This is a genomic window from Gloeothece verrucosa PCC 7822, from assembly GCF_000147335.1.
GTDB lineage: Bacteria > Cyanobacteriota > Cyanobacteriia > Cyanobacteriales > Microcystaceae > Gloeothece > Gloeothece verrucosa.
The window spans coordinates 4,230,987-4,244,892 of the sequence record NC_014501.1 but is presented as its reverse complement, the minus strand read 5'-3'; the positions used below and the strand labels follow the sequence as shown (position 1 = coordinate 4,244,892).

The following is a 13,906-nucleotide window of genomic DNA, read 5'->3' as shown; positions in this document are numbered from 1 at the left end:
ACGCAGCAAAAAACAAGCGGGCAGCGAGAATCGAACTCGCATCAATAGCTTGGAAGGCTATGGTTTTACCACTAAACTATGCCCGCAACTTGGCTTATTTACTTCCACTTTAACTAGACTAACACAATTTTTCCTCAGTGGCTAGTATTTCCGAAAAATTTTTGGGCAAATTTTTAGCCGCCACTTTCTCGCAAGGCTTCGAGATAATGAATAGCCGCTTGTAATTTCGAGTCATAGGAGTAAGAAAACTCTTCAAACCAGCGCCCCTCTTCAGATTTGCGGTCTAGTTTATTTAACCATTCGGTGGCTTGACGGGTTAAAGCGAGTTTTTTGCGTTGTTCTCGTTGTTCTTGTAATCGTTGTTTTTCCAGTTGTTCTTGCTGTTGGCGCTGTGCCAGGAGTTTTTCTTGTTCTTGGAACTCTTTTTGTAAATCTTGTAGTAAATCATTTTGAGGAGAGTTGCCCCCAGAACGAATACTCGCGGGTGACTTAAAACAAGCCGCTTGATCTGTGTGGTCTTCTTTATGTAATTCTTGTATTAAGTTATTTTTTAAAGCCTCTCGAGACTGATTCAGTAACGGTTGATTTTTAGACGAAGATGAGGCGTTAGAACTTTTTGGCGGCTTGCCATGCGCCACTTCCTCTTTAACTTGTGCCAACAGATCATCTAGAGGAGAAGCGGTTTTTGAAGAGGGGGAAGTTAGGGGACCCGAACTCTTATTAGGTGCGGATTTTTGGGGTAGGGGTTGACGATATTCCGCCTCCAGTTCCGATAAAAGAGCGTCTATCTCATCCATAACGAGCCATTACTATTTACAGCTTACATCTATTCTAATCATTAATGGCATTGAGTAGCACCTCAGTTAAAGTTAAATCTTCCATATCATCAATGGTGACCGTATCGACGATATCAAATTTTGCGCCGGCACTTTGCAACCCGTCATCTAAAGCTTTCAAAAACTGGGTAGCTTGTGCATCATTGCCTACTTGGATAAAAGAGATGGCTAATTCTTCATCTTTATCCATATAGCGGGTAGCTTCGATAATGGTTTTCATAACCGCTTTGCGGTCATCCGGTTCCCCATCGGTAACCACTAGAATCGTTTCTCCGTTGGTTTTGGTTTCTCCGGCTTTTTTACGCTGAAAATAATTCTGTAGGGCATCATTTAAAACGGCGGCTAAATCGGTGCGTCCATTGGGTTCATTTTCTTGAAACACTTGTTGGACTTTATTAGCGGTAACGTTATCATAGCGCTTGAATCGACCCGAAAACACATAAACCGTAATGCCATCCGGATCTAAGTCTTCACATTTACCCGCTAAAGCGAGGGTAGACTCCTGCATGACTGACCAACGACTGCGCCCTCCGTTTTGATCTTTAATGGACATACTGCCGCTTTTATCAATAATTAGGGTATAGTCTCGATCGCCTAGCATAATTCAATCCCTCCGACTTTAGCCGCACTTTTTTCTAGTTTAGCTAATCCCACTGGGGTTTTAGCAAGATTGAACGGTTAATCCGCAATAGCATTCAGTAGAACTTCAGCAAGGGTCAAATCTTCCATATCTTCCATAGTAATAGTATCTACGATATCAAACTTCGCCCCGGCACTCTGCAATTCATCATCTAAGACCTTTAAAAAACGGGTTGCATCGGGGTCTGTTCCCACTTGAATCAGAGATATCGCTAATTCTTCATCGCGTTCGATGCGGCGACTCGCTTCTATAATGGTTTTCATGACGGCTTTGCGGTCATCGGGTTCCCCATCGGTAACTACAAGAATCGTTTCACCATTGGGTTTAGTTTTTCCCTCTTCTTTACGTTCAAAATAATAATTTAGCGCATCTTTTAACACCGACGCCAAATCCGTGCGTCCATTGGGGTCATTTTCTTGGAAGATTTGTTTAACTTTATTGCCTGTAATATTGTTGTAGCGTTTAAATTTGCCGGAAAACACATAAACCGTAATGCCGTCGGGGTCTAATTCTTGACACTTACTGGCTAAAGCGAGGGTCGACTCTTGCATGACGGCCCAGCGACTTTTACCTCCCGGTTGATCGGTGATGGACATACTGCCGCTTTTGTCAATAATTAGGGTGTAGTCTCTATCTGCAATCATGTCTGCCCTCTTCCTTTAGCTATTTCTAGTTTTATTTTAGCTTATGCCGCTTGGACGGTTTGTTCTAATGGTGAAAAGCGGAAGTATCTTTCTCCTCCCATTTCGACAACAATTTTAATGCGGGGTTCTTGTTTGGGTAAATAGGTGAGATATTCTATTTCGGCGCGAGAGAGGATAACGCCTTCGAGTATCCACAACACTAACCCTTTAGATTTTGGCGGAAGGTTTTCCAGTTGGTAAGTAGCGATAGGAGGAACAAAATAAACGGGTCCCACTGCCGCTTCTTGACCGATATTTTTTTTGCCGAGATGGGGAGGCCGGACACCGTGAACCCCCGTTAAATACGAACTGACATCCCCGAGTCCTCTAGCGGTGATATTGACGATCGTATAACCCGACGCGCGTAAGCGGCGCTGATAACGTCCCTCAAACCCGCCTTCTAAGGGGACATATACCCCTAATGCGCCTGATTTTTCTAATGCACGGATGAATGGTTTTCCTGTGGTCAGAAGTGGCATAGCTGTTGAATGGTTTTTTGATCTTGTCTGCTTATGATTATATGGGCTGTTTGGGTTTTGGGAAAAGCTTTCAGGTTTTTTTGACTCATGGGCCCATCTTTGGCCACCATTTTATAGAGGTTGGAACAACCGGTCAAGAAATGTTGAGATCATTACCTAAATATCAACCTATTATTAAGATAAATAGCTTTTTGGATTAAGGGGAGTTGAGGGAATAAAAAATGCAGCAACCTTCAACGGATTATGATAGTCCTTGGAAGGAAATAGTAGAAATTTATTTCCAGGATTTTATCGCTTTCTTTTTTGAGGAGTATTACCGAGAGTTTGACTGGACACAAGCTTATGAATTTTTGGATAATGAATTAAAGCAGGTGGTACGAGATGCTGACTTAGGACGGCGGCTAGTAGATAAGTTGGTGAAAATTTGGCACATCAACGGGGAACAGATGTGGATTTTGGTACATATCGAGGTACAAAGTCAAGAAGAAAATCTGTTTGCTGAGAGGATGTTTGTCTATAACTATCGAATTTTTGACCGCTATCGTCGTACTGTGGTTAGTTTGGCGGTTTTGGGGGATGAGAACCCTGTTTGGCGGCCTAACCATTTTGGCTATGAGTTGTTAGACTGTCGGATGCGGCTACAGTTTCCTATAGTTAAGTTGTTGGACTATCAAGAAAACTGGGCGCAGTTGGAAGAAAGTCTTAATCCTTTTGCTACAGTAGTGATGGCACATTTAAAGGCTAAGGAAACGACTCAAGATAGGTTACAGCGAAAGCGCTGGAAGTTAATTTTAACTAAGCGCTTGTATGAGAAAGGTTATGACAGGGAAGCGGTGATCAATCTGTTTAGTTTTATTGACTGGTTGATGAGTTTACCCAAGGAGTTAGAACAGGAGTTTTGGCAAGAGTTGAATGAATATGAGGAGGAAAAAACCATGCGTTATGTTACCAGTGTAGAACGGATTGGCATTGAAAAGGGTCGTCAAGAGGGTCGTCAAGAGGGTCGTCAAGAGGGTCTTTTAGAAGCGATTGAAATAGGGTTAAGTAAATTTGGAGATGAAGGTTTAACGATTTTTTCTGAGATTTCTCAAATTGGTGAGGTGGAAAGGTTAAAACAGATTTTGCGCGAGTTGCCAAATGTTCAAAGTTTGGATGAATTGCGGCAATTTTTATAAGGTAGGGTTAAAGAGACTTCTTGCTTTTATTCGGGAAAAGGGGAAAGGGGAAAGGGGAAAGGCTTGATCCTTTATTCGTTTTCTTCAAAAATAATGAGTTGTGCAAGAGGTCTAAGGTGTTCCTTGTGATCCTAAACTTTGAAGGGTGCGGCTATACGAACTGAGCTATCCTACGCGAGCTATGAGCTATACTTGGTACAAGCCGATAAATAGGGCTATAATTCGGGTAAGTATTTATATTTCGGGTATTTTAAAGTTATTTTAGCAATCAGCCGCTCTTGATGGTGGCTAGGTATTACCACTCATAGATGAACGATGAACAACATCCCTCAACATTTCCTAGACAAAATACGAGAAGCAAAAGAATTGCGGCTGACACAATTAGATTTAAGTCTTAATTGGACTGCTAGAGATGAGGATAAATTAACGAAAATTCCCGAAGAAGTTTTTGAGTTGGAATGGTTGGAAGTTTTGACGTTAAATTACAACCATTTGACCTCCGTACCCGAATCTATTACTCGCCTGGTCAATTTGACAGAACTTGATTTAAGAAACAATGGACTAACGACTCTCCCCGAATCTATTACTTGCCTGGTCAATTTGACTAGACTTTATTTAAGTTCCAATGGACTGACGACTCTCCCCGAATCTATTACTCGCCTGGTCAATTTGACTGTACTTGGTTTAAGTTCCAATGGACTAACGACTCTCCCCGAATCTATTACTCGCCTGGTCAATTTGACTGTACTTGGTTTAAGTTCCAATGGACTAACGACTCTCCCCGAATCTATTACTCGCCTAGTCAATTTGACTGTACTTGGTTTAAGTAACAATGGGCTAACAATTCTCCCCGAATCTATTACTCGCCTGGTCAATTTGAGAGAACTTGATTTAAGTTACAATCGACTAACGACTCTCCCCGAATCTATTACTCGCCTGGTCAATTTGAAAGAACTTGATTTAAGAAACAACCCTTTAGAAACCCCTCCTTTAGAGGTTGCAAAACAGGGAATAGAAGCCATCCGAGAATACTTTAGACAAAAACAAGAAGAAGGAGAAGATACTTTATATGAAGCAAAACTCCTCATCATCGGTGAAGGCGGCGCTGGTAAAACATCCTTAGCTAAAAAAATAGAAAACCCTGACTATGAACTTACTGCGGCTGAAGATTCTACCCAAGGCATAGATATCAAAAAATGGGTTTTTACCCGAGATAATCAAGATTATCGCGTCAATATTTGGGACTTTGGCGGACAAGAAATTTATCATCAAACTCATCAATTTTTCTTGACAAAACGTTCTCTTTATGTCCTAGTAGCTGATAACCGTAAGGAAGATACCGATTTTTATTACTGGTTAAATGTCGTTGAACTCTTCAGTGATAACAGTCCTCTTTTAATCATCAAAAACGAAAAACAAGACCGTCAACGGGAAATTAATGATCGGCAATTGAGAGGAGACTTTACAAACCTTAAAGAAATCTTGCCTACTAACCTTGCTACTAACCGAGGACTAGACGATATTCTTACACATATTAAAGATAATATATCAAAGCTTCCCCACATCGGCTCAACCCTACCTAAAACTTGGACAAGAGTGAGAGATGCCTTAGAAAAAGATCCTCGCAATTATATTAGCTTAGAAGAATATTTAAGCCTCTGCGAAAATAACGGATTTAAACAGCGAAAACGCCAATTACAACTAAGTCAATTTCTCCATGATATCGGCGTTATTCTTCACTTTCAAGATTCTCCTACATCACTTCTCTACAAAACGGTTATCCTTAAACCCGAATGGGGAACGGCGGCGGTTTATAAAGTCCTCGATGATCAAACCGTTATCAACAATTTCGGACGGTTTAGGGAGGCAGACTTAAGCGATATTTGGCAGCAAGAAGACTATAACAATATGCAAGGAGAACTTTTAGCGTTAATGATGAGGTTTAACCTCTGTTATAAAGTCCCAAACAGCCAAGTTACTACTTATATTGCTCCTCAACTCTTAAACCGTAACCCACCTAAGTATAACTGGAAGGAATCTAATAATCTGATTCTCCGCTATACTTATGATTTTATGCCAAAAGGAATTATTAGCCGCTTTATTGTCGAAATGAATGGTTATATCGAACAGCAGAAATATGTATGGAAAGAAGGAGTTATTTTAAATAAAGATGAGACGAAAGCAGAAGTTATAGAAAACTACGGGAAACGAGAAATAAAAATTAGAGTGGTGGGCAAATATAAACGTGACTTAATGACTACTGTTACCTATGAACTCGATAAAATTCATCAGTCTTATCATCAACTGAAATATAAAAAATTAATACCCTGCAACTGTGGGACTTGTAAAGATAGTCAAGAACCTCACTTTTATGATTATGAAAAAGGGTTAAAATGGTTTATAGAAAATAGACAACCTGAGATACAATGTCAGAAAAGCTTTCAAATGGTTAATGTGCAGGGATTGATAGATGATGTTATGGACAGTCAAAAGCTATCGAAACAACAGGAGGAAGAAAAAGCGGCTTTGACAACTTTTGTAAATATTGAAAAACAGATCAATATACATAATCTTAAAGGAAATGTGAATATGGAAGAATACCCCCAAAAAAATATTAGGTTTAAAAGTGCTTGGGCAAATGGTTTGTTTTATTTATTTATCTTTGTGGTTGTTGTTGCTTTAATTGGCTTTTTAGCGGGTAGTTTACCGGTTTTGTCTCTTGGTTTAGTCATCATTGCTGGTATTTTATTTGTTCCTTTAATTGGGGCTTTACAATTGCGTCAAGATGATCGTTTATCAGAAAAATCTTTTCTAGAATTAATGAAAATGGTTATCGGACAACTTCCTTTAATTGGCAATATGTTAGGAAATTTGCTTGACAAAAAGTGAAAAAGTAGGGTGCGTTATACCAATTTTCCATGAAGCTGCGTTTTATCCCCCCAACCCCCCTTATCAAGGGGGGCTAAAGAGGGGGGTTAATTGTATGATTAGGGAAAAATGGTATTACGATGGATTGTTAAATTTAAGTCATGACAAAAATTTTCCCCGTCTAACACACCCTACGAACTGTTTTCGGGGTATCGCCTCGGTTTTTGCCAAGACACGCTATGATCAAACAAGACGTTCAAAAGGTATATTATGGGAGATTCAAAGCGTCGCAAAGAAGCCCTCGGGGAAAAATATGGTCAAGAAGAAAACATCTTTCCTTGGCTACCTATCACTAAGGCCCAAGCGGAACAAGCTTATAAAATCACTACTACAGGCGCTTGGGTGGGAATTGGTGTCATGGCGGCTGTGTGGGTGACTGTTCGAGTCATCGGACCTGCCTTCGGTTGGTGGAATGTTCAGTAGCGGCACGGTTTAATTTAATTGCTCTGTACGTTTTTGCAGGACTTGGCAAGCCTCTAATTCTTTATTGAGAAAATAGTTTAAAAAAGTACGAATGACAGCGATAATGGCTAATCGGGCTAAATCTTCAAACGAGGGGGCCACTGTAGTACCTAGAATATCAGAACCGAGTTGAAATTCCAAGGCCAAAACTAACCAAGTCCCAAAACGTACCCGAATCTCTAAAAAAGGAAAAGCATGGTTTCGATTCAAAAGAGTAAAAATTAATTGAACTGTCACAATTAAACCCGAAAAGATACATAAAACAGCCATGAATTCTAAAACGGTTTGCCCAAGATGAACTAAAGCGGCTAAACTTTTGACTAATGGTTCCATATAATTGTTAAAATTTATCGGTTCTCTAAGATTTGTGTCAAAACTAAAAATACCTTCCCTTTCAACTTGGCCAACAACCCTTGAAGAAGCAACCTTAATCCAAACAAAACTCCGCAATCAAGTCATTACAGAAGATAGATTAGGAGATATTCATTATGTTGCTGGTGTAGATGTGGGGTTTAAAGATAATTACACTATAACTCAGGCGGCTGTAGCGGTATTAAGTTTCCCAGATTTACAATTAGTCGACAGTGCGATCACAACCCTTCCCACTTGTTTTCCTTATATTCCAGGTTTTCTCTCGTTTCGGGAAATTCCCGGCATCCTTCAAGCCTTAGAAAAACTGACCATTACGCCTGATTTAATTATATGTGATGGTCAAGGAATAGCTCATCCTCGCCGCTTTGGAATTGCCTGTCATTTAGGGGTACTCATCGATGTACCTACTATCGGGGTAGCCAAATCAATCTTAGTGGGAAAACATACAGAATTACCCCCAGAAAAAGGGCAGTGGGTAGAGTTAAAAGATCGCGGTGAAATCATTGGCGCTGTGGTGCGTTCGCGCACTAATGTTAAACCTTTATATGTATCTGTCGGACATCGGATCAGCCTTGCTACTGCCCGAGATTATGTGTTTAAATGTCTGACGAAATATCGCTTACCAGAAACTACTCGTTTAGCCGATAAATTGAGTAGAGTAATAGTGAATAATCCTTTGTTTGAGCAATAAATAACCGATGACAAATACCCTTTATGACCAAGACTTTAACCAGTGGCGAGAAACCACTATTCAACAAATCCGAGAAGGTCAATTTAATCAAGTTGACTGGGAGCATTTACTGCAAGAATTAGAAGATCTGGGACGATCAGAAAAACGGGCTTTTATTAGTAATTTAATGGTATTAATTACCCATTTACTGAAATTAAAAATACAAGCTGATGCCCCTGATACCATGAAAGGCAGTTGGTATGATTCGGCGGCTGAACATCGAACCCGAGTTAAAAAAGACCTTGCGGAAAATCCTTCTTATAAAAACTATTTACCTGAAGCGGTAAACGAGGCTTATAAAGATGCGCGAAAACTGGCTATAAAACAAAGTAAACTAGCAAAATTAGGAGTCCGAAAACCTGCTGAATCAGAATATCCAACGGAGTGTCCTTTTAGCTTAGAACAAATTTTAGATGATGATTATTATGGAGATCGCTAAATTTATATTTAACTTAAGTTTTCTAGTGTGGTTAACCATTCATTAAAATGAGGACATTTATCTCGTATAACCGGTAAACCAATCTCTTTAACTATATTGTAAGCGGCTGAAACTTTAGCGCCTTCATAAGCTGGTATGAGTTGAATAATTCTTTTTGAAGGGGCGGTTTCTTCTCCATCATTAATTAATTCAGGAGAGTCAACAGAATTAGATAAATCAATTAACTTATCAATAGGTTTTTGATATTCTTCTTCAATAAACTCAATACTTATTTTAGAAGGGTCTGAAAAAATCAATGCTTCAAATTCATGAAGTTGAATATAGGGAATAAATCTTGAGTCTGCTATCTCTTCTTTAAAAGCACTTTCTAATTCTTTTATCCTTTGATAAGGATCTCTATTTTTTTTAGCTTCCTCAAATTTGGGAAAATTATCAGGTAAAGCATATAGATCAAACATCGTTGTAAAACGGGCATCTGTTTTCTGATCGTGTTTCAGCCATAGTTCAAGATCTTTTTTAGCTTTTTCATAATCTAACAATCCGCCTCTATATATTTTATTTTGACGACGACCAGTTTCCACACAACGAACATCAGTGGAAATATTAAAACTTCCTAAATGCTCACACAAAATATTATTAACAAAAGTTTCTTCTGTCTGTCCTTCAGCAATAATATGTAGTCGAATCATTTACTCGGCCTTCCTCCAATCACATTTTTATCCCAAAGTTCTGATATTGAATATCGCTCTAACCACTCTTTTAATTCTTGAGAATTTAGCCTATGAAATATTGATTCTCTATTTTTTCTTTCAACAACAATAATATCTTCTGGTTCAAAATAATCAATCAGCATAGCTGACTGAGTTGCCAAAATCACCTGAGTATGAAGAGAAATACTTTGAATTAAACCAGCAATAATATTAATAGCAAAAGGGTGTAAACCAAGTTCCGGCTCATCTAAAATAATGACATCCGGCAGGTCTTCTTTTGGTTGTAATAACAAAGCAATTAAAGCCATTGTTCTTAAAGTTCCATCTGAGGCTTGATAGGAACTAAAAATTCGGTCACTTTTCTCTTCGCGCCACTGTAAAAGTACACTATTATAAACATTTTCAAGGACAAAATCAGCAAAAAAAGGAGCAATTTGTCTCAAGGTTTCTACAATTCTATGATAAGCTTTAGGCTCATGCTCCCGAAGTCTTAAGAGAAAAGCAGCTAAATTCGCGCCATCTTCTCTAAGATATCGGCTACCATCAATATTCCATTTGTGTCTAATTTTAGCTGTTTCTGAGGTATTATGAAATTGATAAACCACACAGTCTTTTTGAATCAAACTCCGAATCGTTCTAGCTGTAAGGTCTCCTTGTTCAGCTAAATCTATTAATTTTGATTCTCGATGACCAGCATCAAGATATTTCCAAGGAGCTTCATTAGGAAAGGTAGAATCAGAAAACCGATATTTTTCATCCGCAAATATTAAAGTATCGGCGGCAGCATGAAATAGTCTGATACTATAATCATTGTTGCCTCTATCCGTTTGAAACCTTAAAAAAGCTTCTAGCTGAGGAGTGACAGCTACCCCATCAAAAAGAAGTGCGTTTGCTCCTCCAGATTGACTAATATAAAACTGAAGTTGACCGGGAGATTGCATCATCCATCTTAACAACTTAAAAAAAGAGATAAAATTCGATTTTCCGGCTCCATTCGCTCCAATCAAAATATTGATTTTATCTAATTCTAAACTCAGATGTTTAACAGATTTATAGCCTTGTAATTCGATTTGGGTAAGCATTTGACATTAAGCGGCTGATTGATTATGGTTAACAATATACCCAAAAATTCCCATTACAAGAATGATGAGCATGAAGATATTTCTCATGATAGGAGCAATTTTAGCCGGATTATCGGGTGCCGCCGGAGCATTTGCTAGTCATGCACTTAAAGAAAGATTAACAGAACGAATGCTACAAATTTTTGAAACGGGGACAAAATATCAGATGTATCATGCCCTAGCATTGTTATTAGTCGCCGTTTTATTGACTCGCCCGGAAATCCCGCAAAATCTATTAACGGCTGCCGGAATCGCTTTTATTGCTGGTGTAGCCCTCTTTTCGGGAAGTTTATATGCTCTGAGTCTAAGCGGCATAAAATGGTTAGGAGCCATTACACCTCTAGGAGGCATCGCCTTTTTAGTCGGATGGGGATGTATAGTGGCGGCTTCTTGGGGGATCAAATAGATGATTCCTCCGATAACCTTTGTTCTTAAAAAAGGGATTATAAAGAAATTAAAAGTTAATTAACAAATAAGTCTACAGAATGATCGGGTTTCCCATCAGATCTATAGAATTAAGATTAAATGGTCTAAAGGGTACCAATACCTGGTACATTAACCGGAAGATTAAACAATAAGGTTATAGATACGTTATGAAAGTCCTGGTTATCGGCGGTGACGGATATTGCGGATGGGCAACGGCGCTACATCTATCCAGCAGAGGTTATGATGTAGGGATTCTGGATAATTTAATTCGTCGACATTGGGATGCACAACTGGGTGTAGAAACTCTTACCCCGATCTCCCCCATTCATCAACGGATTGAGCGATGGAATAATCTTAGCGGAAAAGCGGTTGATTTGTATGTCGGCGATATTACAGATTACGCTTTTTTAAGTAAAACCTTAAGAGAATTTGAACCCGAAGCGATCGTTCATTTTGGTGAACAACGGTCCGCCCCCTTCTCGATGATAGACCGTGAACACGCCGTCATGACCCAAGTGAACAACGTAGTAGGAACCCTCAATATCCTCTACGCCATGAAAGAAGATTTCCCCGACTGTCACCTCGTCAAATTGGGAACGATGGGAGAATATGGCACGCCTAACATTGATATCGAAGAAGGCTATATCACTATCGAACACAACGGACGTAAGGATACTTTACCCTATCCGAAACAGCCAGGAAGTTTTTATCATTTGAGTAAAGTTCACGATAGCCATAATATCCATTTTGCCTGTAAAATTTGGGGTTTACGCGCAACAGACCTCAATCAAGGGGTAGTTTATGGGGTTCTCACCGAAGAAACCGGTATTGATGAGTTATTAATCAATCGTTTAGATTATGATGGTGTATTTGGGACAGCTTTAAACCGTTTCTGTATTCAAGCGGCTATCGGTCATCCCCTGACAGTATATGGTAAAGGCGGACAAACCCGAGGATTTTTAGATATTCGGGATACAGTACGATGTATCGAACTGGCCATCACTAACCCGGCTGATGCTGGACAATTCCGGGTCTTTAACCAATTTACTGAACTATTTAGCGTTTATGACTTGGCGCTGAAAGTGAAAAATGCGGCAATTGCGATGGGGTTAGATGTAGAGATAAATCATCTAGAAAATCCCCGAGTAGAATTAGAACAGCACTATTTTAACGCTAAAAATACTAAATTACTCGACTTAGGATTACAACCTCATTATCTATCAGATTCTCTCCTAGATTCTTTACTGAACTTTGCTATTAAATATAAAGGCCGGGTAGATGAAAAACATATTTTACCCAAGGTATCTTGGCGCAGAAGTTAGTCAGTGAAATGTGGTGAGGTTGGCAGTAGAACCCTATTTAACAGAAGTCAAACAATGGCCGAGAGAGGGTCGTCAAATCTTAGCACAGTTTGACGATAAATCTGTGGTGGTTGATCAGGCCTATCGTCCTGAAATAGGAAACTTTGCTGCCACTCATGGTTATTTCGGTGGACAATTCAGCTTAAATAGAATGAGTTGGATGAAGTATTATTCCATTATTCAAAAGACTGGATTGTCCATATAGAGGATATCTCAGATTTTGTCAAACAACAATACTCCTCGGTGGAGAAAAATGACTGGATGCAGTTGTTAACCCCTTGTGAGAAAATTTATCCGGTCAGTCATTTAGAGACGGCTAAAAAATTAGGTTTATCAATTTCTTAATTGTTATGAGAATTGCCCTTTTTACAGAAACCTTTTTACCGAAAATAGATGGAATTGTTACCCGCTTACGTCATACAGTAGAACATTTACAACGCAACGGCGATCAAGTGTTAGTGGTTTGTCCTGAAGGTGGACTCAAAGAATACAAAGGCGCAAAAATTCATGGGGTTTCGGGTATGCCGCTTCCCTTATATCCAGAATTAAAATTAGCCCTTCCTAGACCGACATTGAGATGGGCAATAGAAAAATTTAAACCTGATTTAATTCATGTGGTTAACCCGGCTGTATTGGGTGTCGGCGGAATTTATTATGCAAAAGTTTTAAACATTCCTCTAGTGGCCTCTTACCATACCCATTTACCCCAGTATCTTCAACATTATGGCTTAGGGTCTTTAGAAGGCTTATTATGGGAGTTACTCAAATTAGCCCATAATCAAGCACAATTAAATCTCTGTACCTCTAGCGCTATGGTAGATGAACTCATCAGTCATGGCATCGAAAGAGTAGACTTATGGCAAAGAGGAGTCGATACAGAAATGTTTCAACCCCATTTAGCCTCTCATAGTATGCGGTCTCGCTTATCAGGAGGAAACCCAGATAGTCCCCTCTTACTCTATGTGGGAAGAGTTTCTGCCGAAAAACAAATCGATCAAATTAAACCCGTCCTAGAAGCCATGCCGCAGGCCCATTTAGCCATTGTGGGGAATGGACCTCATCGAGAAGCCTTAGAAACTCATTTTGCAGGCACCAATACGCATTTTATCGGCTATCTACAGGGGTTAGAATTGGCTTCGGCCTTTGCCTCTGCTGATGCCTTTATTTTCCCTTCTCGTACCGAGACGTTAGGTTTAGTGTTATTAGAAGCGATGGCCGCCGGATGTCCGGTGGTAGCGGCCGCTTCTGGAGGAATTCCAGATATTGTTACGGATGGAGTCAATGGTTATTTGTTTGAACCGAATGACCCCGATGGCGCAGTTACAGCGACACTACGGCTATTTGATGCTAAAGAAGAACGAGAAAGATTACGCCAAAATGCCCGCTTAGAAGCCGAACGTTGGGGATGGTCCGCCGCTACTCGTCAATTACAAGCTTATTATCAAAGTGTGGCTTTTTCTGGGTCTTTGTCTAACGCGGCTTAGTCATTCGTTATTCGTCATTAGTCATTCGTTATTCGTCATTAGCGAATACTCCTCATAAAT

The 13,906-nt window shown here is 39.6% G+C and carries 16 protein-coding genes and 1 tRNA gene; 9 read left to right on the top strand and 8 right to left on the bottom strand.

Annotated features, from left to right (window positions below; translation table 11 throughout):
* Positions 1–15: 15 nt before the first annotated feature.
* The 5 genes from CYAN7822_RS18765 to ndhN all read right to left on the bottom strand — a co-directional run bounded on the left by CYAN7822_RS18765 (position 16) and on the right by ndhN (position 2,638).
* Positions 16–86, bottom strand: a tRNA-Gly gene (locus CYAN7822_RS18765).
* Positions 87–173: 87 nt separating this feature from the next.
* Complete coding sequence (locus CYAN7822_RS18760; protein WP_013323832.1) at positions 174–797, bottom strand: salt stress protein, Slr1339 family; 624 nt, start codon at positions 795–797, stop codon at positions 174–176.
* Positions 798–831: 34 nt separating this feature from the next.
* Positions 832–1,437, bottom strand: coding sequence for a vWA domain-containing protein (locus CYAN7822_RS18755; RefSeq protein ID WP_013323831.1), 606 nt, complete (start codon positions 1,435–1,437; stop codon positions 832–834).
* A 77-nt stretch (positions 1,438–1,514) separates the two neighbouring features.
* Positions 1,515–2,120 carry a vWA domain-containing protein gene (locus CYAN7822_RS18750; RefSeq protein WP_013323830.1) on the bottom strand — a complete coding sequence of 202 codons (606 nt, stop codon included), beginning with the start codon at positions 2,118–2,120 and terminating at the stop codon, positions 1,515–1,517.
* Positions 2,121–2,161: 41 nt separating this feature from the next.
* A complete protein-coding gene (ndhN, locus tag CYAN7822_RS18745; protein WP_013323829.1) occupies positions 2,162–2,638 on the bottom strand; it encodes an NAD(P)H-quinone oxidoreductase subunit N in 477 nt (158 codons plus the stop codon).
* A 221-nt stretch (positions 2,639–2,859) separates the two neighbouring features.
* On the opposite strand from ndhN, the gene CYAN7822_RS18740 reads away from it, so the two are divergent.
* The 3 genes from CYAN7822_RS18740 to CYAN7822_RS18730 all read left to right on the top strand — a co-directional run bounded on the left by CYAN7822_RS18740 (position 2,860) and on the right by CYAN7822_RS18730 (position 7,164).
* Positions 2,860–3,813 (top strand): RpnC/YadD family protein, encoded by a 954-nt coding sequence (locus CYAN7822_RS18740; RefSeq protein ID WP_013323828.1) that lies wholly within the window; start codon positions 2,860–2,862, stop codon positions 3,811–3,813.
* Positions 3,814–4,128: 315 nt separating this feature from the next.
* Entirely contained in the window at positions 4,129–6,702 is a 2,574-nt protein-coding gene (locus CYAN7822_RS18735; RefSeq protein WP_013323827.1) for a COR domain-containing protein, read from the top strand.
* Between the two features lie 249 nt (positions 6,703–6,951).
* On the top strand, positions 6,952–7,164 hold the full coding sequence (locus tag CYAN7822_RS18730; RefSeq protein WP_013323826.1) for a DUF2839 domain-containing protein: 213 nt from the start codon (positions 6,952–6,954) through the stop codon (positions 7,162–7,164).
* A gap of 9 nt (positions 7,165–7,173) precedes the next feature.
* Here the strand turns inward: CYAN7822_RS18730 and CYAN7822_RS18725 are convergent, their stop codons facing one another.
* Entirely contained in the window at positions 7,174–7,536 is a 363-nt protein-coding gene (locus CYAN7822_RS18725; RefSeq protein WP_013323825.1) for a DUF1622 domain-containing protein, read from the bottom strand.
* Positions 7,537–7,570: 34 nt separating this feature from the next.
* Between CYAN7822_RS18725 and nfi the strand changes: the two genes are divergently transcribed.
* Positions 7,571–8,266 (top strand): deoxyribonuclease V, encoded by a 696-nt coding sequence (nfi, locus tag CYAN7822_RS18720; RefSeq protein WP_013323824.1) that lies wholly within the window; start codon positions 7,571–7,573, stop codon positions 8,264–8,266.
* Positions 8,267–8,273: 7 nt separating this feature from the next.
* Entirely contained in the window at positions 8,274–8,744 is a 471-nt protein-coding gene (locus CYAN7822_RS18715; protein WP_013323823.1) for a DUF29 domain-containing protein, read from the top strand.
* A gap of 8 nt (positions 8,745–8,752) precedes the next feature.
* On the opposite strand, the gene CYAN7822_RS18710 is transcribed toward CYAN7822_RS18715, so the two are convergent.
* Positions 8,753–9,433, bottom strand: coding sequence for a DUF4276 family protein (locus CYAN7822_RS18710; RefSeq protein ID WP_013323822.1), 681 nt, complete (start codon positions 9,431–9,433; stop codon positions 8,753–8,755).
* Positions 9,430–10,536, bottom strand: coding sequence for an AAA family ATPase (locus CYAN7822_RS18705; RefSeq protein ID WP_013323821.1), 1,107 nt, complete (start codon positions 10,534–10,536; stop codon positions 9,430–9,432). Before CYAN7822_RS18705 ends, CYAN7822_RS18710 begins: the two co-directional genes overlap by 4 nt.
* A gap of 70 nt (positions 10,537–10,606) precedes the next feature.
* Here CYAN7822_RS18705 and CYAN7822_RS18700 point away from each other — a divergent pair, with 70 nt between their 5' ends.
* The 4 genes from CYAN7822_RS18700 (at position 10,607) to CYAN7822_RS18685 (ending at position 13,846) form a co-directional block, all read left to right on the top strand.
* Complete coding sequence (locus CYAN7822_RS18700) at positions 10,607–10,981, top strand: DUF423 domain-containing protein (RefSeq protein ID WP_041933309.1); 375 nt, start codon at positions 10,607–10,609, stop codon at positions 10,979–10,981.
* Positions 10,982–11,168: 187 nt separating this feature from the next.
* The gene (locus CYAN7822_RS18695) at positions 11,169–12,323 is read left to right on the top strand and encodes an NAD-dependent epimerase/dehydratase family protein (RefSeq protein WP_013323819.1); all 1,155 of its coding nucleotides are present in this window, start codon (positions 11,169–11,171) and stop codon (positions 12,321–12,323) included.
* A gap of 13 nt (positions 12,324–12,336) precedes the next feature.
* Positions 12,337–12,567 (top strand): DUF4291 family protein, encoded by a 231-nt coding sequence (locus CYAN7822_RS39075; protein WP_216701553.1) that lies wholly within the window; start codon positions 12,337–12,339, stop codon positions 12,565–12,567.
* Positions 12,568–12,712: 145 nt separating this feature from the next.
* Positions 12,713–13,846, top strand: coding sequence for a glycosyltransferase (locus CYAN7822_RS18685; RefSeq protein ID WP_013323818.1), 1,134 nt, complete (start codon positions 12,713–12,715; stop codon positions 13,844–13,846).
* The last annotated feature ends 60 nt before the right edge of the window (positions 13,847–13,906 follow it).

Bases quoted from the DNA above. Each gene is read 5' to 3' on its own strand.
- CYAN7822_RS18760 (WP_013323832.1), bottom strand. From the start codon at position 797: ATGGATGAGATAGACGCTCTTTTATCGGAACTGGAGGCGGAATATCGT.
- CYAN7822_RS18755 (WP_013323831.1), bottom strand. From the start codon at position 1,437: ATGCTAGGCGATCGAGACTATACCCTAATTATTGATAAAAGCGGCAGT.
- CYAN7822_RS18750 (WP_013323830.1), bottom strand. From the start codon at position 2,120: ATGATTGCAGATAGAGACTACACCCTAATTATTGACAAAAGCGGCAGT.
- ndhN (WP_013323829.1), bottom strand. From the start codon at position 2,638: ATGCCACTTCTGACCACAGGAAAACCATTCATCCGTGCATTAGAAAAA.
- CYAN7822_RS18740 (WP_013323828.1), top strand. From the start codon at position 2,860: ATGCAGCAACCTTCAACGGATTATGATAGTCCTTGGAAGGAAATAGTA.
- CYAN7822_RS18735 (WP_013323827.1), top strand. From the start codon at position 4,129: ATGAACAACATCCCTCAACATTTCCTAGACAAAATACGAGAAGCAAAA.
- CYAN7822_RS18730 (WP_013323826.1), top strand. From the start codon at position 6,952: ATGGGAGATTCAAAGCGTCGCAAAGAAGCCCTCGGGGAAAAATATGGT.
- CYAN7822_RS18725 (WP_013323825.1), bottom strand. From the start codon at position 7,536: ATGGAACCATTAGTCAAAAGTTTAGCCGCTTTAGTTCATCTTGGGCAA.
- CYAN7822_RS18715 (WP_013323823.1), top strand. From the start codon at position 8,274: ATGACAAATACCCTTTATGACCAAGACTTTAACCAGTGGCGAGAAACC.
- CYAN7822_RS18710 (WP_013323822.1), bottom strand. From the start codon at position 9,433: ATGATTCGACTACATATTATTGCTGAAGGACAGACAGAAGAAACTTTT.
- CYAN7822_RS18705 (WP_013323821.1), bottom strand. From the start codon at position 10,536: ATGCTTACCCAAATCGAATTACAAGGCTATAAATCTGTTAAACATCTG.
- CYAN7822_RS18700 (WP_041933309.1), top strand. From the start codon at position 10,607: ATGAAGATATTTCTCATGATAGGAGCAATTTTAGCCGGATTATCGGGT.
- CYAN7822_RS18695 (WP_013323819.1), top strand. From the start codon at position 11,169: ATGAAAGTCCTGGTTATCGGCGGTGACGGATATTGCGGATGGGCAACG.
- CYAN7822_RS18685 (WP_013323818.1), top strand. From the start codon at position 12,713: ATGAGAATTGCCCTTTTTACAGAAACCTTTTTACCGAAAATAGATGGA.